Source organism: Bdellovibrio sp. HCB337 (genome assembly GCF_047302465.1).
GTDB lineage: Bacteria > Bdellovibrionota > Bdellovibrionia > Bdellovibrionales > Bdellovibrionaceae > JACMRP01.
In genome coordinates, this window is the sequence record NZ_CP178621.1 from 1,623,974 (window position 1) to 1,645,873 (window position 21,900).

Consider the following 21,900-nt stretch of genomic DNA (forward strand, 5'->3'; position numbering starts at 1 on the left):
TGAATATGGTTGTCGCCAAGAACGTATTTGTACTTCTGAACACTCTCTTCCGTCTTTTTTTGAACACTTCCTTTGGCTAGTTTTTAGGTGCTTCGACAAGTGCCTCTATGTTTATGAGATATAATAAGTAAAGACGCTTATTTGATTTTAGTCAGGAAGTTCTATGAAAATAAAGTACATGTCCCTTGCGCTAGGTTTGTTTCTTTTCGCTACTTCGGCTTGGTCTGCGAATGTCGCGGTCAAAGTTTCACCTGCTGACCTGGCTGAACACGTTTACTTTTCCTTTTCAGGCAAGGCGACGCTAAAGGAAGTGGCGGAATCTTCGGAAATGACAACCAAACACAAACAAGAGGCTCGTGCTTATTTGAGAGGTCACGCCTTGAGCTCAGAAAAAGTGCCTCGTATGACTTGGGTGTCAGGCTCGTCTGTGATCACAGTAGGATCCGAAAAAATAGATTTTTCGCTGATAGAAAAAAAACAACTGTTGGTGAATGGTAAAATAATTTCTATTCCTAAAGATTTTATTTTCTCTGAAGTTGCAAGGAAAATTCAAACTAGCTTGGAAACACCAAAAGGAAAGACACTTTTTAAACTTCCCTTCGAACTGATTTCTTCAGCTCAAGCTGCCAGTAGCTTTGGGGAATATTTTTTGGGCGCTATGAGCTATGTCCTGGGGATTGATCAGGGGGAGGCATGTAACAGTTCCGAGGCTGTAAGGCATGCCTCCTGTGTATTTAAATCTGAAGCCTCTGCCATTCAGGCAAGTATTCGCGAGTACGAGACTATTACGAACTTTAATTGCGTTGGAAAAAAATTTGACTCTATTATCGTAAACTATGGAACTCCCAGCGCTCCGCGGAGGGGTACAACTTCCGTTGCCTATGACGAAAAAGGGAATATCAAGACACTCAGCTATCATAGGAATGACCAATTGGATTGTCAAATGAGCCTAGTTGACGGCAAATTTGATAGCCTGACTTACTCTTCTGATTCCTCCGGCTGGGTTTGCGGACATAGCAACGGAGAAGGTGGCAATAAATTTGAAAAGGGAGATAAAGTTAAGTCGGTAATAGTTGGTGGTGATTTTTCACTCGCTCGCTTGCAAAAATGTTGTGCTTCTGATTCGTGTAAAGTCGAAATGAATGAATATATCGCTAACGGGCGGTTATCAGCGCCAGAAAACAAAGACAATATTCGTAATAGTATAGCGCAGTAGCGATTGGTTCTTAACAAGGATCTGAATCAGAAGTTTCAGCCGGCAAACTTTCATTTTGACGGGGTTACTTGGATTGTCCCCGACGAGGACTTTATCTTCCGGGAACATCTCCTATTTTCACTCAAAAACGTGTAGATTCCCTCGTAATTTCTGCCATTTCCCATAAACAAGATTAAGACGCACAGTGGCTGAGCGTCCCGGCGGGAACATTGCGGGACGCTTCGCGCCGGTAATACATACATTTTGCTGACAAAGCAGAGGCCTTTTACTACGACATGAGTGTAGAATTCGACCGTTTCGTCACACTTCTAGAGGGGAAATCAAAGAGTGAGAAGCTTCCGCATTGTCATGTTCATTTCAGCTCTGTTTGGGATTGCGGCTTGTGCTCCTTCAAATTCTTCCTTGAATGACCTGTCTTCCGTTTCTGGCGAGAGTATCATCGATGGGACGCGCGTGAACACACGTCCGACCACTGCTTCCAAAAGCATAGTCTATCTCGAACTTCTCAATGAACACGGCCAAGAAATTTCCTACTGCACAGCTGCCTTGATTGGACCGAATACGGTTTTGACGGCGGCTCATTGCTTTGATGACAACTTGGTTCGCCACTACACAAGCTTCAACGTGGTTTTTGAAAATCAAGTTACCAGCAGCTGGGGCCCTCGTGTGGCTCGTCGCGGAGTCGCTTCACTCAGTCATCCAAAATACAATACAGAACGTAGTAAAAAACCTTATGCCTATGATCACGATATCGCCGTTGCAAGTTTTGCCGGAGATTTTCCAAAAGGTTTTGCGACAGTAAAAATGGATTCCGATGCAAGTGCCAACTACGCAGGACTGAGCGTGTACGTGTATGGTTTTGGCCGCTTCAAAGACTATGTCGGCGATGATTCTGATTTTGGCCGCTCAGGCGGCACGGGCCTTTTACGTAAAGGTGTCATGCAGATCGATCTTGAGTACACAAAATTTGCCGATCGCTACTTTACAAGTGTCGCGTCTGAGACTTTCTTGTGTCAGGGCGACTCGGGCGGTCCACAGTTTTATCATGAAAATGGTGTTTTAAAAGTTATTGGTGTTAATTCTGCTTCTACGGGAATCATTCTAGAAAATGGCCGTCAGACTTGCCGTGGACCGTCTCAGGTTACGAAGGTCGCGCCTTTCTATACGTGGTTGTCTAGTGCTCAGAAAAAACTATCAGGTCGCAACTAGTGAGGTTATCGATGAAACAACTCTTATGGATCTTCTTGGCTCTTCTTTTTGTCTCTGCTGCGAATGCCTCTCAAGAGGGCACTTACGGTTACGGCTACTGGGCCCCAAAGCATATTAGCGATTATTTGAAGGATGTAGATGGCAACTCTCCGAAAGAGGGAGCTCGCCAGTGTGAAAACGTCTATGCCAATGCCCTCAATCGCGGTGTTTTGGATATTCGCTACGCTCTTGGCTACTTCGATGATTCTCGTGGCGAAGACAGCATCGTGAATGGCATTAACTATGGTTTATCACCAAGTCTTGATATCGAGATCTTCCATGCGCTTCGCAAGCAATTGACTGCAAACTGCTGGAGTTTCTCAAAACGTCTTTGTGGCTTCAAAGAAAGTGGCGATGCTGAAACTGGTAAAGTCGTACTTACGAAGCAAGAAAAGATCCATGGTCGCAAAATCACAGTTCGCATTACTTTGACTCAAGCGTCTGCAAGCTCGTCTTTTGCACAAAACAAAGGAGCTTCGGCTTCTCGTCAAAGTATGTTGACTCAGCAATCTGAAGAAAACTTCTTCGGTGGCTTAAGAACAGCAGACGTGGTGATCTACAACGGTCACTCTCGCAACGGTGGTGGTCCTGACTTCAATCCGCCGATTTTGAATTCTCACAATAAAGTAAACTACAAAGGTTACTACGAGAAGAAACGTCCAGGCATTATAAGAACCATCGAGAACTTGAAGCACAATCCTAATCAAGGCTTCATTCTTGGTATGTTCTCTTGTTACTCTCGCAAACACTTCTATCAAACGTTTATGGATGCAAATCCACAACAAGGCTTGGTCTTGAGTGCCGACACGATTGATTACTTCGACGCTTTGAAAGGCTCTGTGGGCTACCTTGAAGGTATCCTGCGTGGAAGCTGCGGTGACGAGCTTTCAGAGAGCGCAAAACAGAACGATAAGATTCGTATCGGTTTCGAAGACTACAATATCCACTAGGCCGCACGAGTGCTGCCATTTCAAAGATCCAGAGTCGAAGGAATGCTCTTAGGGCTGCACGCAGGTGACAGCCTTGGGGCTACCATTGAGTTCTTGCCAGCCTCGCCAGCTTGGAACACCCACACCGAAATTATCGGAGGCGGAGAGTTCCACTGGAAACCGGGCGAGGCCACCGATGACACAGATCTTATGCTTTGTGTTTTAAAGTCCATTAGGTCCATCGAAAGTTTTGATTTCAATATTCTAAAAGCAGAAATGCTGAACTGGTATCACAGCAAGCCACCTGATATTGGCAATACTACGAAAAAGGGCCTGGCAAATCTCGAGGCCGGGCTGCCACTACGCGAGTGTGGTTTTGTCGACAATACCTTTCAGGGAAATGGTTCGATCATGCGAGTGGCCCCACTAGCACTCATGAAAGAAAATGCTGATGGGATCTATAAGGATGCACATTATTCTTCTTTATTAAACATCATGATCACACAAACAAAAATGACTCACGGTCATCAGCATTGCGTAGATAGTGATGTGATTTTCATTGCCGCTCTTAAGAGTGCTCTGGCGGGGGATAGTAAGCAGCAGGTCTATGACCGCGCTTTGCAAACTGCTAAAGATGTTTCCTCAGAGATTGCTCTACGGATCGAAGCTTTACCCCATTTGTCTTGGAGTGAAATGAAAACGTCGGGATTCTGCGTGGATACGTTGTGCGCGGCTCTGTGGGCGTTTTTAAAGTACAATTCTTTGGAAGAGTCTGTGACTGCGATTGTGAATCGTGGTGATGATGCAGATTCGTGTGGGGCTGTGACCGGGGCCTTGTGTGGTGCGCACTATGGTGTCCAAGCGGTGCCTGAGAGATGGCTTCAGACTCTTGAGCTCAAAGAAGCCATCTTGCAAGAAATCAAACGTCTTTCAAATTAGAGATCTTGTAAACGCTTACCAATCGCCGGTTCAAAGTAGGGGTTACTACCGCTCGGCAGAAGATCATAACCGAATTCTTTGTTGAAAAGACGAACGCGAGTTTCTTTGTCGACGACGCCACGTTTTGCAAGCTGTTTAAACGCTGGAACTAAACCTGTGTCGCGAATCATAAGTGGGGTAAAGCGATAAGGTTTCTGTTTAGCCAACTCCAAACCACTATCAACAATGTCAAACAAGATCGTCGTGCAGTTGCTGGACCAAGTATCGTAAGGCACGCTGTACTGAATACGGTCACTCATTTTTATCGCAGCACGAAGAATTTGAGCAGCCTTAGTGCCGTTAATGCTGAGTGGAATTTCATACATATTTAATTTTTGCTTCACAAAACGTGTTTGAATTTCGTCCGCTGTTGAATAGATTTGCAAAACCGAAGCATAAAGGTCTTCATCAAAGCCTTTTACCGGATCGTATCCGACGTCTTTAGGTGCCATATAGTTCATAGAAATAAAAAGGTCTTGCTCCATCAATACAGGGCCACCGCCAGTGTCGTTGATAGGGTAAAGCTCGATGAAAGCATTTGGCTTCATCTTAAAACGTAACTGAGTGTGCGAGATATTAATGATGCTCCATTTGTTCACAGGAGTTGCGTTCAAATCTACGATCACGTAGCTGGCACTATCCACCATTTGCATTGGAATCACGGCTTTATAAAACTGGCCACCTTTACGGAAATTATTGATCGTCATTTGCTCGGGTCTGTTTTCAATGATTTTCACAGCACGCTTGCCAGAAGTATCGATACATTGCCCTTTGTATTTACCGGCCTGCATACGCGCAAGACACTCAGAAGTTGCTGGGATCTCGTCGCCGGCAAAGGCAAAACTTGAAGTCAGGGATAGGGCTAAAACAAGATTTAATAGCATTTGGGGCTTCGCAAGTGTCATTGTCGACCTCATAAGTTTTCGCCACCACGGACAAAATATGTCACAGGTGCGTTTCTAAATACGCATTATGTAGAAAAGAGCCTTTTAGGCACCTCTGGCAAGCGAAATTGCAAAGAAGGGACCAAAGCTCCTGTCCCTGGTAAGGTTCCTGTCCCGGAAAGACGACTTTGCAAAGATCCACGCCGCATTATTATAGAACTATGAAGATCTTCACTGTGGGATACGAAGGCGCTTCTATAGAGCAATTTGTTTCTTTTCTGAATAGGGAAGGAATCGAATTGATCGCAGATGTTCGTAAAAACCCTGTAAGTCGCAAGAAAGGTTTTTCCAAACGACAATTAGCCGCGCACCTTGGTGAGAAAAATATCGAATACTTGCATTTGCCAGGTCTCGGAATGCCAACCGAATGGCGTAAAAAAGCGAAAGCGCAAATCATTACGAGACAAAGAATGTTTCAAGATTACGTAAAAAAAGTTCTGCCAAAACAGAGCGAAGAAATTCAGCTCTTAAGAAAACTTCTTAGAGAGAAAAAGACCTGTCTTTTGTGTTTTGAAGCCGACCCATCGGATTGTCACAGACGAAATATTTCTGACGAAATTCAGCGAGTCGATAAGAAAGTTAAAGTCGAGGATCTGGATGTTTTTGCCGGAGCGGCGTTAAAAATATTCTCGCCCACAAAAACAAAGCGGCCGCCGGGCGAATTCCCGACGGCCTAAGAACAATTCTCTACCTGCCCAATTACTTACCTAAGTCAAAAGGCATGCTGAGAGAGAGCTGTGTACTAGCACCATTCAATTTTGAAAACGCGGTCGACACATCGGCATCAGCACCACCGTTATTAAACTTGGTGTATGAAGGAACTAAATACTCCAAGTTTACCGAGAACTGGGCTGCGGGCTTAAAGCCGAAACCGAGTTTGTAATTCGTGCCGCTAAGGTTCGTGGTGCCTGTGGAGTCTTTAAAGGTCAACTTGTCAGACACTCCATATCCCAACCACAAACGGAACTTGTCATGGTCATAACCAACGACAGCACTCATTGCTGATTTGGTATAAGTTGCGTCTTCTTGAGCCGAATCCTTCGGCTTTACGCTTCCGTTACCAAGAGCGTATTCCGCGCTTAACCACATTCCTTGGCTAAAGCGATAACCAGCACGTGCACCATAATCAAGACCCGAGTTCGTGGCACTTGCATCCACATTGCCGACAGTCACAACTTCCATGCTGGACTGGTCATAACCAAGATAAGGCTCAACCAACATACCTGCTTCTGCATACTGAATTGTTAGAGCCATCAACACTACGTAAATTGCAAAAAACTTTTTCATAAAAACCTCCTTATTCATTTTCGCCCGCGAGGATCTGGTCGATCAGCTGCAATGACTCGGGATCTAAGTCTCCATCCCGTCGTACATCGACCCAGTCCTGTAGGGCCTCTTTATTTAGCACCATCTCTTCTCCAGACTCCTTGTCCGAAGTTGTAAATCCAGAGATGCGAATTCCTTTTCGTTCAAGGGCCTGGAGAGCTTGGTTCAAGTCGGGGGGACCAATCCTTGAAACCATTTGTCCTCCTGTCTTCCTGAAGGCCCGTGTTTGCACTTCCTTGCGTGCTCTTTTATTATTTTATGAAGGTTTTCGTGAGATTCTTAGACGTTTAAAAACCACACGAGGCTCAAAAGAGGAATAACTCGTATTTTCGGTAGCCTGTAAGAGTGAGACACCGGGCCTATTTGAGACCGCCAAATCCATTGTGGTGAATAGGTCACAGGTTTTTCTCGCGATGAAACGAGAGTGAGACACGAGAGTTGGCTTCGAACTCGGGATTTGCAGAAAACGGAGCCTGGGGTTTTGCAAACTCCCTGCGGGGACACGCCCTCCAGGCTGTGACTCTTCCGGACAGTACACTGTCCGGAAGGCCCCATCCATGGGGCCGTCAAGGTCCCCTTCGGGACTTTGCAAAACCCCAGGCTCCGTTTTCTGCAAATCGTCTTCGCTTCCATAGCACTCGATTCTTGCGCGCGCTTTTGGGGTGAGTTTTTTGAGATAGCTTTAACTGAGATCTAATGGAGTCGCTCAGTCAATTTAATCGGGCATCTTGTTTTTTAAGTAAAAACCGTCGCTGTAGCGGCGGTAAATCGACCAAACTCTAAGCACTCGTGAAAAAATGCTATAACCGTTTGGTTCACTTTTTTGGAAACTATTTACTAACGAATTCTATAAAGCCTCCACACAAAAGCTTATAACTAGGTTCATAAGAACGGCGCCCAAAAAGCCGTCAACTTTTAAACTATTAAGGAGTGTTTTATGAAAATTCAAAATCTAGTACTTTTGTTGTTCTTTACTTTTACTTCTGTTGGAGCAACTTTCGGTGCGTATATCCAAACTCATGCAGGTATTTCGACGACACCCAGAGTGACGCAAACGGCGTCTACTCTGGATTCTATGAAGTCGAAGATCTTAAAAAATTCTCCAGAAAGCAAATCATCGTTGGCAGGCCGGGTGGCTTGGAACCAGAATTATTAAAATTCACGTTCGAAGCTTGCTCATCGAAGTTGCGACTCCTACTCACAAGCAAATTCAAACTCTAGTGAAGAGCCTTTTTTGCTAACTCCTGAACCATGCCCAGTTTTGAACGTCTCTTACTAAAGTAAATTCCTGCAGCAACAGCAGCGACTACTCCTAAGGCAATCATGCGAGTAGTAGGACGAGCCGGCATATAGCTCGTAACGACGTTTTTAACGTCTTTCCAACCAAGAGAAGACAACATTTTTGTGTCCTCCGGTTCTTTGATGTCTGTCGCATAAGATTGAGGGACAAATTTATGTTTGGTAGGGCCTGTTTTTCTTAAAGCGGCTCTCATAGTGAGCTCCTTTGTAAAGAGTCTCCATTTTTGCAGACTGAAAAAACATTTTCAGCTTCGAGAAAAGTTATTTGCGAAAGTGCATGAAAAACGCAGCGGAAACGAAAGTTGTTCGTAGTTTCTAGAAACTTTTCGAGGCGCCAATAAGCACAGAAAAACTACAGTTCTGACGGCGGTACTTGTTTCCGCGCACTCAATCTCTCAAAGCGGATCGTTAGGAAGATCGCCGTGAAGACAAGGCCGATGAAAAGACCCCACCAAATGCCGGGACCTTGCAGGTCTAATTTGAAGGCTAGGTAGTAGCCAATCGGAAGGCCAATAATCCAATAGGCAATGAATGCCAGAACAGATGGCCATTTGGTGTCTTGCAGTCCACGCAAGATACCCACGGCAACAGCCTGAATACCGTCAAAGAATTGGAAGGCCGCCGCCACCGCCAAGAAGCTTGCGGCATAGCCAATGACTTGCATATCTTCGGTGTAAATGCGCGCGAGTGGTTCTCGCAGGAAAAATACAAATACAGCACTAAAGAGCATATAACCTGCGCCCAAAATCAGAGCGACTCGGCCCGCATAACGAGCTTCGCGGAAATGGCGAAGTCCCGATTCATAGCCCACACGAATTGTGCCGGCAGCGCCAATCCCGACAGTCACCAAAAAGCTGATAGAGGCCAGATTCAATGAAATCTGGTGGGCCGCAAGAGGTGCCGAGCCCAGCCATCCCATCATGACCGAAGACATCGTGAATGCGCCGACCTCAAAAATATAAGTGAGCCCATTTGGAATCCCCAGATGGAAGATTTTCTTCAGCTTGACGTTGTGAATATGACGACGCCATTTTTGCGCAAAATATTTTTTAAACTCTGGATGGCGGTGAACATAGGCCATCATCATCACTGCCATAAGGATGCGGCAAAGCAGAGTCGCAAGGCCTGAGCCATTCAGACCCATTTCCGGAAAACCCCAATGGCCATTTATGAAAAGCCAGTTGCCCAGAATATTCAAAAGCACGCAGACAATCATGACATACATGCCGACTTTAACGCGACCAATGCCGTCAGTGAACTGTTTGTAGGCTTGATAAAGAAGGCTCGGCAGCAACGACAAAATCAGGTACGGAGCAAAGCCCATAGAGAGTTTTACAACCTCTGCCGTTTGTCCCATGAAGCCCATAAGAGGCATCATCACCCAAAGACCCGCCATGGTGATGACGGAAATCAGGACGGCAGCAACGACACTGTGGCGTAAGAGATCTCCGCCCTCATCGTGTTCATTGCGGCTATGAGATTGCGCAAAAAGGGCGGACATCGGTGCAAGGACGCCGATTCCGAAAATCATAAAGACAAAGAAGAGTCCCCCGGTGAACCCGGCGGCCCCTAAAGAGTCAGCTCCCAAACGTCCTACCATGATGGTGTCGGTGAGAGTGATAAGAGTTTGGCCGACATTGCCAATAATAATGGGAACTGCCAGCCGCATTGTTTTGCGGCTTTCGGTTGTAAATTTAGATGGCAACAACTTCAGTGATCTCTGGGAAAGCTTCTTTCATACGAACTTCGATGCCGTCTTTCAAAGTTGCCGAAGAACTTGGGCAACCCGCGCAGGCACCACGCATGTGGATGTACAGAATGTTGTTTTCATACTTGTTGAAAACGATATCGCCGCCATCCAAAGCTACTACCGGGCGAATTTCGTTATTCAAGAGAGTTTTAATTTGTTTAACAATCGGGGAGTCATTCACGGAAACATCCGGAGATGCCGCGACTTTAAGCACTACAGGTTCGCCTTTATCCATATGCTCCTGGATCAGGCCTGCCAGGGGCTCTGCCAGCATATTCCAATCGACCCAGTCCTGTTTGGTGACGGTGATAAAATCAGTCCCAACGAACACAGAACTTGTCCACGGGAAGCCAAAAAGCTTTGCCGCAAGCGGAGAACGTTCGGCCTCCTGGGCATTTGGGCAATCGAAGGCCTCTTCTGTGACCCGAGTTTGGAGTAAAAACTTGAGGGTTGCAGGGTTTGGAGTGCTTTCGATCATCACTTTTTGAGAATTAGCCATAGGAACTCCTTTAACGGTTTGCCAATGTACATTATAACCGGCTTTCTGCCAAGCGTGTTAATTCCGTCAAATTCTTGATTAAAGACAATAAAATGAATAACTTCTCGGGGTCTATTAACAAACTGGAGACTTTAAGATGACACCAAGAGTAAGAGAGATTCTAAGCTGGTATGGCGCTGACAACCCTGGGGTTTTGACGAACCTCGCTCGTATGATGAACCACGGTAAATTGGCCGGCACTGGAAAACTCGTTATTTTGCCGGTGGATCAAGGGTTTGAGCACGGTCCTGCTCGTAGCTTTGCGATCAATCCAGATGGTTATGATCCTTCTTACCACTTCCAATTGGCGATCGAGTCTGGTTGCAATGCTTATGCAGCTCCACTTGGTGCACTTGAAGCTTGCGCGCGTGAGTTCGCAGGTGAAATTCCATTGCTTCTTAAAATCAACAACTCTGACACGCTTTATGGAAACAAAGCTCCTATCTCTGCTTTGACTTCTCATATCGACGACGCTCTTCGTTTGGGTTGCGCAGGTATTGGTTTCACAATCTATCCAGGCAGCGCTGAAAGAAAACACATGTACGAAGAAATCGCTATGGCTTCTGCTGAAGCGAAAAAAGCGGGTCTTGCAGTTGTAATCTGGTCTTACGCTCGTGGTGAACAAATCTCTAAAGAGGGTGAGACTGGTATTGACGTGATCGCTTACGCGGCTCATATCGCGACTCAGTTGGGTGCACACATCGTGAAAGTAAAACCACCAACATCTTTCATTGAACAAGATGCAGCTCGCAAAGTTTACCAAGCTCAAGGTATCAAAGTGGATACTTTGGCAGATCGTACTCGTCACGTGGTTCAATCTTGCTTCAACGGCAAACGCATCGTGATCTTCTCTGGTGGCGAGGCTAAAGGCACTGAAGAGATCTTGAAAGAAGTGAAGGACTTGGCAACGGGTGGTGCTTTCGGAAGCATCATGGGCCGTAACGCCTTCCAAAGACCTAAGAAAGAAGCAATCCAGTTGTTACATGGAGTCATGGAAGCATTCGCAGGGAAGGCTCTTTAATGTCGATCAATGAAAATCCTCTCAGAGCCGAGAAGCGTAAAAAGCTTCATGCCTTGAAAGAAAAAGGCATCAACCCTTATCCGTATTCTTACGACAGAACCGGAAAGGTTGCAGAGCTTGTTGAAAAATACGCAAGCCACTTAAATGCGGGCGATAAAAGACCAGACGCTGTTTATCGAATTGCTGGCCGTTTGATGACTTTGCGTTCAATGGGGAAAGCTTCTTTCTTCAACGTGCAAGATCAAACCGGCACTTTGCAAGTCTACATCAAGGTTGAAGAGTTAGCGCCGAAAGAGCGTGAAGCTTTTGAATTGGTAGACCTCGGTGACATCGTTGGTGTTGAAGGTTACATCTTCAAGTCGCAAAAAGGCGAGTTCTCGCTTTACTGCAAACACTTCGAGATTCTGACAAAAACTTTGGAGCCATTGCCAGAGAAATTCCACGGCGTTCAAGACGTGGAAATCAAGTATCGTCATCGTCACCTCGATTTGATGACGGATGCCGATTCTCGTAAAGTTTTCGTGACTCGTTCTAAAATCATTAAAGAGATTCGCAGATTCTTGGATGATCGCGGTTTTATGGAAGTCGAAACTCCGACCTTGCAACCAATCTATGGTGGTGCGGCGGCGACTCCATTTACAACTCATCACAAAGCTTTGGATATGAAGCTTTACATGAGAATCTCGCCAGAGCTTTACTTGAAGCGCCTGATCGTAGGCGGCTTTGAAAAAGTTTACGAGATCAGTAAGAACTTCCGTAACGAAGGCATTGACCGTACTCACAATCCTGAGTTCTCGTTGCTTGAGTTCTACGAAGCTTACACAGACTACAATTATCAAATGAAACAATTCGAAGAGTTGATTTCAACTTTGGCGCAAAAAATCACCGGCAGTATGAAGGTGACTTACCAAGAAAAAGAAATCGACTTCACTCCGCCATGGCGTCGTTTGACGGTTCATGACGGGGTTCGTGAGTACGCGAAGATTGATCCAGATAAAGCAAGCGATGACGAAATCTTCGCGGCTTTGCAAAAAAACGGAACTGCGGAAAAGGTAAAATACAACCGCGGTGAAATGATCATGGAGCTTTTCGAACTCACAGCAGAGCAACACTTGTGGCAGCCGACTTTTGTGATGGACCATCCGGTGGAGATTTCTCCGTTGACGAAAATCCATCGTGGCGACAACCGTTTGGTTGAACGCTTCGAGCCGTTCGCGGCTTGCATGGAAATCGGCAATGCTTATTCTGAGTTGAATGATCCAGAAGATCAGTTGGCGCGTTTGAAAGAACAAGAAGCCAATCGTGGTAAAGATGAAGAAGCTCATCCAATGGATGAGGACTTCTTGCTTGCGATTGATGCTGGTATGCCACCCACAGGCGGTGTGGGAATCGGAATTGAACGTATCGTGATGATTATGACGGATCGTCCAAGCATTCGCGATATCATTTTCTTCCCAACCATGAAGATTCAAAAATAATGAAATACTTAATCTTTGCGATCGCCTTAGTCTTAGCTTCCTGTGCCCAGAAACCAACGAAGGGAACTTCAGAAAGCCCGGTTGTGGCTCGCAAAGATTCGCAGAAAGCCAAGCTCACTCAGCAAACAGTGATCTTGGATGTGCGTGCGCCTTTTGAATTCAATATGGCTCATATCCCAGGCTCTATTAACGTTGCTTGGGAAGACTTCTCGCGCAGATCTCCGGACTATCGTGGTTTGATTGAAAAAGACCTGCATCCCATCGCACGCCGTTTGGCTTTGGTTGGTATCGATCCGCAAACTCCGGTTTTGGTGGTAGGTAAAGGTTTGGCTGGCAAAGGCGAAGAGGGACGTGTGGCTTGGACTTTAGAAAGTCTTGGCATTCAGAATGTCCAAATCGCCAACGTTGAAGACTTCCGCGAACGTCGTGAAAGTCACGAAATGCAAAATAAGACTTTCTGGACACCAAAACTTGATGAATCTATGTTCATCGGGTGGGACGAGCTTCGTGCAAAAATCGAAGGGACGACCTACTTCCCGTCAAAAGCCCGTCGCAAATCTTTAGGGGCAGGCGCTCTTCCTATTAAGGATGAGTACTATGTCGTTATTGATGTGCGCTCTAAAGAAGAGTTCTCGATTGATAACTTGAATAAACGGACACCTCGCCAATTCCGTTTCTATAATGTTGATTGGCGCGAGTTCTTGACTGAAAATCTAGATCCAAATCCTGCGATCATGAAAACTCTGAACGAAATGGGTATTTCTCAAAATATCGAAATCAACGTGATTAGCAATCATGGCGTTCGTTCGGGTACTGTGACTTGGGCTTTAAGAAAGCTTGGGTATACCAAAACACGTAACTTCGCTGGTGGTTACGAAGCCGTGAGATTCAATAAAAAATAGAGCATGAATTCCGTTTATTTATGGTGACTCAAGCAAAATGCGTGTTTGTACTTCTTAGTCCTCATGGTCGCTCCGAATTGATTGAATTAATCTGCAAAAAACAATGAGTTAGCCGTGAACTATGTTTTAGTAGTCATAGTCGTCATCGGGTGACGTACAGCTGATTTCATCTGTTTTCGTAAGCTTCAATGTCTTTGTATCGAGTATTTGTTTTCTTTCAGTGGCGGGTTTCATTTTCTTAATTTCAAAACGAGCCAGGGATTCTTTGCTACAAGAATTCTTGATGTACTTTTCCTGAATACCAAGTTCCAAAATCGTTTCGTTTACGAACTTGAGAGTGCTGTATTCAGTTTTGAAGGCCTGTTTCTTTTCTTTAAGATTGTAGATCCTCAATGTTCTAATTTCGTTATTTGTTCCTGAATCAACGAAGACAAGATCACCTTTGACATTCAAAAGAAAAATGCCCTCTTCCTGCAATTGAAAGAGAGGCTTTCCGTATTCGACTTTGTTGCAGGATTTGTAGGAAATATCTTGGTTTTTAGCTTCATAGAAATCCATGAAATAGCCAGCCTTTTGATTCTTGTTCGAAAGGACTACGAAATATTTTCCTTTTATGCTGCATACAGGAAGCTTCTCTTTTGTGTATGAAATGGCCATATTCCGAGAATCTGCATGCGGGGATTGCCAATCTTGAGGGTCAATATTTATTTTGTGCTCGTTGGGATCAAGGTCAACTATCAGAGGTACATGTGATTGGCACTTTTTTGAATCACTCCCACATGCCACAAACTCACTAAAATAGGCTTTATGTGGAACGTTCCACGCAGCGTTTGGATTTAGAAGGGTTGCATAGACATAGTATTTACCAGGCATGAGATTTAATCTGTAGTTGGTAGTTTCCGTGACAGTGCAGATTTCGCTCTTGGTGCCATCGTAAGGAATTGCGCAAACAGTTTGGCTTGGTACTTTAGCTCCGGGTAAATACGATGTTTCACCAGAAATCATAGCGTCGGCAGCGTATACCGAAGAACTCGTTAGAAGCAGCTTTATACCTAATATGAATGCTTTCATGTTTAAATTAAATCTAATAAACACCTCTCTGTATATATAAAAGTGGTTTACGCTAAGTTCTATTGTTCTCTCTCTGGGAACGCTGAGAGATCAGTCATAGTGGTTTTTTATTGGAAATCCTAAAGCGCTTGTGCTTCGATAGAGGACATGAACTACAAAATTCCTGTCATTCAGAACTTCTTTACAGCTCCGGCTTATCTGACTTCCTTCTTCGAGATGAACAAATCCGAAACTTCAGGATTTTCTCATCGTGTTTTTGCGGCGGCGATTGATTGGCCTGTTAGTTATCTTCATGACGTAATCAGCGGTCGTAAGAAATTTACTGTGCTTCGTGCGGTGCAGTTGGCGCATTTCTTAAAGCTAAATTCGATTGCAACAGAACGGCTTATTTATTTTTCTTTGAATGAAGAAAACGATCCGTCTGTTCGCGAATATTCGCAGAAAAGAATTGTCGGAACCGCGTTTGACGAAAAACGAACTAGTCAAGCGGACTACGAGTTTTTCAAAAACGTCGATGTCGAAGCGGTCTTTTCGGTTATTGTCTGGGCCAAAAAGCGAATTGCTAGTTCTAAAATCAAATCGCTTTTGTACACGTTTCCAGAGCTGACTGAGGCTCGTATTGAGAGCGTTATTGAATGGCTGACCCAAAAATCCTTCTTAGTTTTTGATGGCAAGGGTGTATTAGTGTCTTCAGCGCAGGACTTAGTTCTTGATGAACATGGTGCCGATCCCAATTCAACAGGGGTGGCGATTCATGAAAAATACGCTGAAAGCTTTGGGAACTTCACCCGTAATCCAAAAACTCCATGCATGTACAATGGGGGCTTCTTCGAGATCCCTAGAAAAGATTTTCTACCAGTGGCGCAGCGTATTTTAGAAACCCGCAACTGGTTGGCGGAATATGTGAAGACTGCAAATGCGAATCCCAAAGAAAAGATTCAAGATACTCTGGTCTTTCAAATGGATATGAATCTTTTTACTATTTTCGATAAGACTGTGGCTCAAGAAATTGGCGATGACCTCGAGACTAATCCTGGGAGCGAAGCCTCCGTGTGACTTTTTCCGCCGAGAACGCCTAAGTATTGACCAGCGATAGATTGTTTGTAATACCACCAGTGGAATAAGAGGCGCTATATTCCTGGTCCTTCTGTTGCAATGCGGGCTCTTGCGTAGCTAATCCGTTTCGAAGAATGAACTTCGTTTTCTAGGATGGCAAAGAGGTATATATGAATAAAGTAATTCGTCAGGTAATGGTTGTGGCTCTTATGGTTGGCTCTGTATCTTCTGCGGCATTCGCCAAAGATGCATTGAGCGAAGACTATATCATGTTCTGTGGTAGCAAAACTCAGATCGAAGACATGTTTCATGCAAAAGGTGAAAAAGGTTCTTTGACTAAGAAAGACTTGAAAGAGCTGAACGAAAGCCGTCAGCCGACTTTGGATGTTCTTGCAAATGGTAAAGTAGCTATTAAAAAATTGCTCGATGAGGGCAATAAAGCCGACACAGGCGCATTCGGCGTAATTATCGTTTGCGGAGTCCTAAACTCGATCCAGAGTGAAGTCAGAGACAATGGCTGCATCGACTTGAGCACAAACCAGGCCGTACAAGATAACGGTGGTTTGGCAGCTTGCGCTGAAATGATTAACGCTCTTCCAAAGAACTAGTCATTTCTTAGATTTTCATAGAATAAATTTAAACCAGCCAAGGTCTTTCCCTGGCTGGTTTTTTTTTGAGCGAATACACAAAACGGAACAGTGGCTAACGTTTAGACGGCAGAAACGTTATCAACAGGGGTTATACGCACTTGCAGCCTGGCTTGAATATAGCAATGCCTCCCGGAAACGCTTTATTTTGAGGGTTGTAAGTTGAGAAACTGGCGAGGTCTTTCAGGCTTGGTGGCTGTAGTACTCCTGATGTCGGGGTGTGCTTCCATGCGTGATACGACCCAAAAGTTTCCCGTAGCTTGTGATATCGAGCCATGTACTGTTTATGTGAAAGAAAATCCTCAACAAAAAGTCCAAGCACCGTCGATGATCGAAGTCGAGCGTGACTCCGAAGCCAATCTGGTTTTTTCCAATGATTCCAAGCAAAAACGACAGATTTTAAAAGGACGTATTCGTTGGAGTGAAAGTATCCTACCAAACGCTTTGCTGGCGTTTATGGGGCCTCAAGGGGTGCTAGCTGCTATCGGTATGTCTATTGATTATTTCACGGGAAATATGTTTGAGCTTCCAGCGCCAAAGCCTGTGAAATTCCGCGACGAACCCTTCAAGCACAATCCACAGCACATTGTAATCGCCCCTGTTACTGCGGACACCCAGCTTGAATCCGATGAGGCTGTCGTCTATGTTTTAGAGGCGATACGTAAGCAATATCCAAAGGCCAAGGTTGAGGTTCCCGAGCAGTATTGGCGCCACTTCGAAAGAGCAGGGTGGACCGGGACCGAGTTTCCGTCAGAAAACTGGAAACTCTATGATCTCTATGCAGAGTTAAAAACTCCTTATGTGGTAGTCGGAAAAGTATTGAAATCCTCTCAAGAAGAAAAATTCGTTCAGTTTTCATTGAAAGATACTTATCGCCACGAAGTGGTTTTTAAAGAGACTGCAAGCTATCAAAGTCAGTATAAAAAAGGAGATAGCATTGTCTGGGCAAAATCCAAATTGGTGGACTTAATTCCGAATGCTGTTTCTCTTTCTAGTGTGACTAGTAGAACAAGCGGGTATGCGATGTCTACTGAGGACGGCGCCGCACTCGATGGCAAGTCCTTGGATTCCTCTTATAGTAGCTACAATTTAAGTGGTAGCCCAGAGATGTATAAGCAAAGAAATGATTGGGAAATTTCGCTGGCCAACTTGGACCCTGATTTGGGGCGAAGATTTTCTTTTGTATTTAGATGGGCGACGGATGCAACCCTAAGAAAAAGCTCATCTTACTTGTTTAAACAAACCGTGAGCTATACCGGAGCTTTTAGTAAAGTAGATTATCAGGATTCGATCCAAAACCGCATCGACCAATATTTTATGGGTGCCAGCATCGGTCCCGAAGTCGGTGTTGCAGGGTTCTTGGGATATTTGTATTGGAATGTTATTGCGGGTGCTGAACTTATGTATGCAGATCTCTCAGGAGGCGGTCAGCAGCTTTGGGAAGTTTATAGCCCCATGACAGTGAATTTGGGCCATAAGTTCAGAATCACGGAAAGTCTTCACTTTGGCTGGGGGATCTCTGCGAAACTGATGCCTGAGTGGGTGAACACGAAGGTAATGTCAGCCGCTGCTGGGGAAAAGCTTGATGGCGGTGTTAGCTCCGAGATGCGTACGAATGTGGGGCTTACTTATCAGTTCCCAGAGATGAAAACGATGGGGCGCTCGCAGGTTCGTAAGATGGTGACGAACTAACTTTGTACCTCTTGTCCCGAAAAGACCACGGGCGGCCACCGACTATAAGTTTGCCAGTCATTCGCTCCCCAAAAGCAATAAAACCAATATGGGTTTGGCGTTGTTCTTGTAAGTAAGGCCGACGGAGGTTCGTATGTCATCACAAAGAAAGATCGCAGGATGGGTTCTGGGCATGGTTTTAGCGGGTCAACCCCTTTTGGCCGCTGATTCAAAAGCCGTAGCTGTACCTAGTCCTAATGAAGCAAAGATTATGAGTGCTCTTGTGGAGCAAGTTTTAAACTCTATCGATAAGGCTAGCCTTGATATCGAGTTTGACGGCTTAAGCATCCAAGGCGGCAATGGCGAAAACAAGATCGAAGCAGATTACGCTTCGTTGTCTGGAATGGTTCAATTCAACCGTGACTGGAACGTGGATATTATGCCACCTGGTACGGGCGGCAACGTAGATCCTCAGATTTCGCGTTTGTACCCAGAAGTTGGTGCTGATTCTAAAAATCTAGTGGCAGGTGTTTCTGTAGTTATGCGCGGACAAAACATCGACACAAGTCTTCGTTTCTTCTCGGGTTATGATTCTAAATCACAAAGCTGGTTGGCTCGTCCATTAACTTTGCAGGTTTCAAATCAGATGAATAAGGCCTTATTGTCGATTCGTCTTCATTCTTTGAGCGCGAAAGTAACTGCAAATGCAGTAAATCCTTCGCAAAAAGATGTGAAAGGTACTTGTGAATCCGACAAGATGCTTTTGGACTTAGTTACCGGTAAAAACAAGATTGTAAAAGTAGGTTGTGAATTCGACGGTAATTTCTCTGATAAAGGCTATCAAATTAACTTCAAATACATGAACAGGTAGTCACTTTGAAACTCTTGAAGACACTATTCCTTATTCTAATTCTTTCTAGCGCCGCGATGGCAGAGGAAGAACTATCAGTCCCCACCGATGCGACAAGCAGCGGTGGCGTGACTTATTGGATAGCGAAGAAGTTGGTTTTAGACATTGATAAGATGTTGGTAAGCCAGGGCATTCGTGCAGAGGTCTGCACTTATCGTAACTTCAATCCGTCCCAAGAGACCTCATACAAAGGTATCGGCCCTTGTTTGTACGAGAATTTTAAAAAGTCGATGAAGAGTGATGAGCTAACGGGTGTTACCTTCACTTGGATTCAAGATAAGAACCAAAACTATCATCCGATTGAAATCCGTTGGCGTCCGCCACGTGGTGGCTGGATGAAGGTGATTGGTCAGGCTCTTGAAATGCGCTTAGAAAAACCATTGTATTCTGTTCGCAGTTTCTTTGGTGGCGATGAAAAAGCCAATAAACTTCGTTATAGCGATTTTTTGGCGGGTGAGTTGAATATCATCCTTCCGAAAGATCCTGCGGCTTTAGAGGCGCTTTTAGCTTCTGGAAACCAATGGCTGAAGAAGTTTGGTCCAAATCTTCGTGATATCGACTTCGGATTGAAAACGGATCGCGTAGAAGAGGGTAAAGTCATTTATCAAGGTCACCTGACTGTAGGTTTGGATCTTGGTGGCGAGTACCAGCAAACGAATTTCGATGTCACGACCAACGTGAATGTGTTGTTGTTGGATAGAAAGTTCTTCGCAAAAGGCCACATGGACTCCAACGGAGGGTTGCCGTGAGAATCTCAGCTCTTTTAATAGTTCTTTTTAGCTCATTGCAAGTCTTAGCGGCTCAACCTGGTCAGCATTGCTTGATCAAGCCTCTGTATTTAGAGAGTCTCGCGAATAAAATGTTGAAGGCTCATCAAGACGAAAAAATGATCTTCCCCGATAGCTCAGTGATTCAATTTGAAGCTGCAGGAAATATTAGCAGCTCAGGCACGGCTCAAGATGGAACCTTCGAGGGTATCTTCCGTCCTGAAGAAGACGGGCAATTCTCTTTGACTCCGTTACCAATCCTCGTTGTTGATTTAAAGCGCACGCGCGAATTAGTTTATGTATGCGCGCATTCGTCTTCAAAAAATCCTAAAGAAAATTATCTGATCCTTTATTTCATGCGTGGTTATAGCTTAGGCCCTTCAACGGCAGGTTCGTTTATCGGAGATTTGCTTTTTAGTTCGGTGAAGGTGAAACCGGTGACTTTGTCGCCGCTAGGGCTTTTGCCTGTTAAGAAGCTATTTTCAAATGAAAACGGTATCAATCCACTAGGTATCTTTCTGATTCCAATTGTGATCACTGATACGATTCAAAAAGGTTTGATGAACGCGGTTTCGACTTTCTCTAAGATTGGTGTCGAGAGAATCACGATTACATATGATAATATCGAACTTGCGACCGGCGTGGATCTCATTGAGCCTGCGAAGTCTCTTTATAGCAAAGACATTCCCCTGAAAAAATAAAAATAGCAGAAACTGAGTGGTCAGATTTCTGCTATTAAATTCTAAGCTTAATAATTAGGATTAAACTGCTTTTTCAGCGCCCATGATGCTAGCGCCAAGGCCCTTTTTTTCAGTGCCATCAAGCACCTTTTTTAATTTCTTGCGGAAATTACGGATCGCTTTTTTAACCTCGATCACGAGTTCTTGATCCATGTCAGAAAAAGCTGTGGACTCAGGAGTATTCGGGAAATCCAAATTCAATTTCACCTTAGCATCCAAGTTTTGTGCAATAGCCATCAAAGCGATTTCCTCGTCAGAAAGTTGGCGAGAGTTTGTTCCCGCTGCTTCGAGGAATTGGCTTTGTTGAGACACCAAGAAGATCAACTTTTGTGATTCGTCCTCAGTCAACGCCAGGGCGATCGAGATTCTTCGGGCCAACTTGTGGGAAAGTGGTCTTTTCCCAGAGAGAATTTCGGAGAGTTGGCCTGAAGAAACTCCGAGAGATCTTGCAAATGCTCGCAAAGAGTATCTTGGGTTCTTTTCTTTTCGCTCGTTAAAGATACAGATTAAATAATCCGCTGCCGTTTTAACTTCTGTTTCCATTTTATTGTCGCCCTCATGATCTCCGAACATTGTGAGAGTACAATGTTTCGGTTTGTCCGCTCTTCTGATTGGAGCAAATATTTTAAAGATTGTCAAAAAATCTTAACATTAAACAATGTCATTTTATAAAAAAGAGACGGTTCATTTCAAAAAAACAACATAATTTCGATTATTTGTATATCTTGTTACGTTTTTAACGAGTCGCTTAATTTCTGTCAAAAAGGCTCGTAAACACAAACGTGTAGAGCGCAAGTTTCAAGCGTTCGGCAAAACAGCTCGCGTTCGACGAACTAAACAACTCACATTTTAGTTGATGGATTTTCGTGGACTGGGGAGTGCTTACTTTTTAATTTCAAGCGCTTGAAAACCCTTACCGGAACCATTGGGAGCAGAGGCTGGGCTTCGGCTATTATTGTAAAGGCAAGTCTCTATGGCAAGAGTCTCTTTGACCTCAGCGCACTTCTTGAGTTGAGCACGGCTGTAGTCTTTGTTTTTGATTTTTTTGATACAGCTGAGACGAGAAGTATCGTTCAGCTCATTGGGGCGGGAACAGAGATCTAAGGCCTCAGGATTGAAGCTAGCGCCTTTAATCTCATCCAGGCAGCTCATGAAGCTCTCGTCTTCTTGTTGCAACCCACAGGCTGTGGATGCGTACCAATCGAGTTCGCTTTTTGAGACTTTCAACATGCAGGTGGCTTTATCTTTGTCCCCTAAAAAGCGCTCGCATAGGGCGCCTGGGTCCGTGGGCTCAATCGCCAGGGTAATAAGAGGAATCAAGAAAAAGGTAAGATGAGTTTTCAAAAGAAGTTGTAGCATTTGAGAGTCACTCCGTGACGGCCCCATTGGGGCCCCACTATAAACAGTAG

The 21,900-nt window shown here is 44.7% G+C and carries 24 protein-coding genes; 15 read left to right on the plus strand and 9 right to left on the minus strand.

Going from position 1 to position 21,900, the window contains the following annotated elements; genetic code table 11:
- Nucleotides 1-163: 163 nt before the first annotated feature.
- The 4 genes from ACLWBB_RS07890 (at nucleotide 164) to ACLWBB_RS07905 (ending at nucleotide 4,332) form a co-directional block, all read left to right on the plus strand.
- Nucleotides 164-1,216 carry a hypothetical protein gene (locus tag ACLWBB_RS07890; protein ID WP_413291076.1) on the plus strand — a complete coding sequence of 351 codons (1,053 nt, stop codon included), beginning with the start codon at nucleotides 164-166 and terminating at the stop codon, nucleotides 1,214-1,216.
- A gap of 327 nt (nucleotides 1,217-1,543) precedes the next feature.
- Complete coding sequence (locus tag ACLWBB_RS07895) at nucleotides 1,544-2,425, plus strand: S1 family peptidase (RefSeq protein WP_413291077.1); 882 nt, start codon at nucleotides 1,544-1,546, stop codon at nucleotides 2,423-2,425.
- A gap of 11 nt (nucleotides 2,426-2,436) precedes the next feature.
- On the plus strand, nucleotides 2,437-3,414 hold the full coding sequence (locus ACLWBB_RS07900; RefSeq protein ID WP_413291078.1) for a hypothetical protein: 978 nt from the start codon (nucleotides 2,437-2,439) through the stop codon (nucleotides 3,412-3,414).
- 42 nt (nucleotides 3,415-3,456) lie between these two features.
- Nucleotides 3,457-4,332: an ADP-ribosylglycohydrolase family protein gene (locus ACLWBB_RS07905; protein WP_413291079.1), complete on the plus strand. Its 876-nt coding sequence runs from the start codon at nucleotides 3,457-3,459 to the stop codon at nucleotides 4,330-4,332.
- Here ACLWBB_RS07905 and ACLWBB_RS07910 read toward each other — a convergent pair.
- The gene (locus tag ACLWBB_RS07910; RefSeq protein WP_413291080.1) at nucleotides 4,329-5,276 is read right to left on the minus strand and encodes a DUF4105 domain-containing protein; all 948 of its coding nucleotides are present in this window, start codon (nucleotides 5,274-5,276) and stop codon (nucleotides 4,329-4,331) included. The genes ACLWBB_RS07905 and ACLWBB_RS07910 overlap by 4 nt on opposite strands.
- 200 nt (nucleotides 5,277-5,476) lie before the next feature.
- Here ACLWBB_RS07910 and ACLWBB_RS07915 point away from each other — a divergent pair, with 200 nt between their 5' ends.
- Nucleotides 5,477-5,992, plus strand: a complete 516-nt coding sequence (locus tag ACLWBB_RS07915) for a DUF488 family protein (RefSeq protein WP_413291081.1) — start codon at nucleotides 5,477-5,479, stop codon at nucleotides 5,990-5,992.
- A gap of 22 nt (nucleotides 5,993-6,014) precedes the next feature.
- Here ACLWBB_RS07915 and ACLWBB_RS07920 read toward each other — a convergent pair whose 3' ends face one another.
- Nucleotides 6,015-6,602, minus strand: coding sequence for an outer membrane beta-barrel protein (locus ACLWBB_RS07920; protein WP_413291082.1), 588 nt, complete (start codon nucleotides 6,600-6,602; stop codon nucleotides 6,015-6,017).
- Nucleotides 6,603-6,612: 10 nt separating this feature from the next.
- A complete protein-coding gene (locus tag ACLWBB_RS07925; protein WP_413291083.1) occupies nucleotides 6,613-6,837 on the minus strand; it encodes a hypothetical protein in 225 nt (74 codons plus the stop codon).
- Nucleotides 6,838-7,578: 741 nt separating this feature from the next.
- Here ACLWBB_RS07925 and ACLWBB_RS07930 point away from each other — a divergent pair.
- A complete protein-coding gene (locus tag ACLWBB_RS07930; protein ID WP_413291084.1) occupies nucleotides 7,579-7,797 on the plus strand; it encodes a hypothetical protein in 219 nt (72 codons plus the stop codon).
- A gap of 61 nt (nucleotides 7,798-7,858) precedes the next feature.
- On the opposite strand, the gene ACLWBB_RS07935 is transcribed toward ACLWBB_RS07930, so the two are convergent.
- The 3 genes from ACLWBB_RS07935 to ACLWBB_RS07945 form a co-directional block, all read right to left on the minus strand.
- Nucleotides 7,859-8,134 (minus strand): hypothetical protein, encoded by a 276-nt coding sequence (locus ACLWBB_RS07935; protein ID WP_413291085.1) that lies wholly within the window; start codon nucleotides 8,132-8,134, stop codon nucleotides 7,859-7,861.
- Between the two features lie 158 nt (nucleotides 8,135-8,292).
- Nucleotides 8,293-9,609, minus strand: coding sequence for an MATE family efflux transporter (locus ACLWBB_RS07940; protein ID WP_413291086.1), 1,317 nt, complete (start codon nucleotides 9,607-9,609; stop codon nucleotides 8,293-8,295).
- 25 nt (nucleotides 9,610-9,634) lie between these two features.
- On the minus strand, nucleotides 9,635-10,189 hold the full coding sequence (locus tag ACLWBB_RS07945; RefSeq protein ID WP_413291087.1) for a NifU family protein: 555 nt from the start codon (nucleotides 10,187-10,189) through the stop codon (nucleotides 9,635-9,637).
- 136 nt (nucleotides 10,190-10,325) lie between these two features.
- Here ACLWBB_RS07945 and ACLWBB_RS07950 point away from each other — a divergent pair, with 136 nt between their 5' ends.
- Genes ACLWBB_RS07950 through ACLWBB_RS07960 form a run of 3 tightly spaced genes read left to right on the plus strand, consistent with a single transcriptional unit; the run spans nucleotide 10,326 to nucleotide 13,629 of the window.
- Complete coding sequence (locus ACLWBB_RS07950) at nucleotides 10,326-11,249, plus strand: class I fructose-bisphosphate aldolase (RefSeq protein WP_413291088.1); 924 nt, start codon at nucleotides 10,326-10,328, stop codon at nucleotides 11,247-11,249.
- On the plus strand, nucleotides 11,249-12,727 hold the full coding sequence (gene lysS / locus ACLWBB_RS07955) for a lysine--tRNA ligase (protein ID WP_413291089.1): 1,479 nt from the start codon (nucleotides 11,249-11,251) through the stop codon (nucleotides 12,725-12,727). Before ACLWBB_RS07950 ends, lysS begins: the two co-directional genes overlap by 1 nt.
- Entirely contained in the window at nucleotides 12,727-13,629 is a 903-nt protein-coding gene (locus tag ACLWBB_RS07960) for a sulfurtransferase (protein WP_413291090.1), read from the plus strand. Before lysS ends, ACLWBB_RS07960 begins: the two co-directional genes overlap by 1 nt.
- A gap of 126 nt (nucleotides 13,630-13,755) precedes the next feature.
- Here the strand turns inward: ACLWBB_RS07960 and ACLWBB_RS07965 are convergent, their stop codons facing one another.
- A complete protein-coding gene (locus ACLWBB_RS07965) occupies nucleotides 13,756-14,700 on the minus strand; it encodes a hypothetical protein (protein WP_413291091.1) in 945 nt (314 codons plus the stop codon).
- 147 nt (nucleotides 14,701-14,847) lie between these two features.
- Between ACLWBB_RS07965 and ACLWBB_RS07970 the strand changes: the two genes are divergently transcribed.
- The 6 genes from ACLWBB_RS07970 to ACLWBB_RS07995 all read left to right on the plus strand — a co-directional run bounded on the left by ACLWBB_RS07970 (nucleotide 14,848) and on the right by ACLWBB_RS07995 (nucleotide 20,452).
- Nucleotides 14,848-15,756 (plus strand): hypothetical protein, encoded by a 909-nt coding sequence (locus tag ACLWBB_RS07970; protein ID WP_413291092.1) that lies wholly within the window; start codon nucleotides 14,848-14,850, stop codon nucleotides 15,754-15,756.
- Between the two features lie 170 nt (nucleotides 15,757-15,926).
- Nucleotides 15,927-16,364, plus strand: coding sequence for a hypothetical protein (locus ACLWBB_RS07975; RefSeq protein WP_413291093.1), 438 nt, complete (start codon nucleotides 15,927-15,929; stop codon nucleotides 16,362-16,364).
- A 267-nt stretch (nucleotides 16,365-16,631) separates the two neighbouring features.
- On the plus strand, nucleotides 16,632-18,095 hold the full coding sequence (locus ACLWBB_RS07980; protein ID WP_413291094.1) for a hypothetical protein: 1,464 nt from the start codon (nucleotides 16,632-16,634) through the stop codon (nucleotides 18,093-18,095).
- Between the two features lie 133 nt (nucleotides 18,096-18,228).
- Nucleotides 18,229-18,945 (plus strand): hypothetical protein, encoded by a 717-nt coding sequence (locus ACLWBB_RS07985; protein WP_413291095.1) that lies wholly within the window; start codon nucleotides 18,229-18,231, stop codon nucleotides 18,943-18,945.
- Nucleotides 18,946-18,959: 14 nt separating this feature from the next.
- Nucleotides 18,960-19,733: a hypothetical protein gene (locus ACLWBB_RS07990; RefSeq protein ID WP_413291096.1), complete on the plus strand. Its 774-nt coding sequence runs from the start codon at nucleotides 18,960-18,962 to the stop codon at nucleotides 19,731-19,733.
- Entirely contained in the window at nucleotides 19,730-20,452 is a 723-nt protein-coding gene (locus tag ACLWBB_RS07995) for a hypothetical protein (protein ID WP_413291097.1), read from the plus strand. The genes ACLWBB_RS07990 and ACLWBB_RS07995 overlap by 4 nt, the downstream gene beginning before the upstream one ends.
- A 60-nt stretch (nucleotides 20,453-20,512) precedes the next feature.
- Here ACLWBB_RS07995 and ACLWBB_RS08000 read toward each other — a convergent pair whose 3' ends face one another.
- A complete protein-coding gene (locus ACLWBB_RS08000) occupies nucleotides 20,513-21,034 on the minus strand; it encodes a helix-turn-helix transcriptional regulator (protein ID WP_413291098.1) in 522 nt (173 codons plus the stop codon).
- A gap of 339 nt (nucleotides 21,035-21,373) precedes the next feature.
- Nucleotides 21,374-21,850 (minus strand): hypothetical protein, encoded by a 477-nt coding sequence (locus ACLWBB_RS08005; protein WP_413291099.1) that lies wholly within the window; start codon nucleotides 21,848-21,850, stop codon nucleotides 21,374-21,376.
- Nucleotides 21,851-21,900 lie beyond the last annotated feature (50 nt).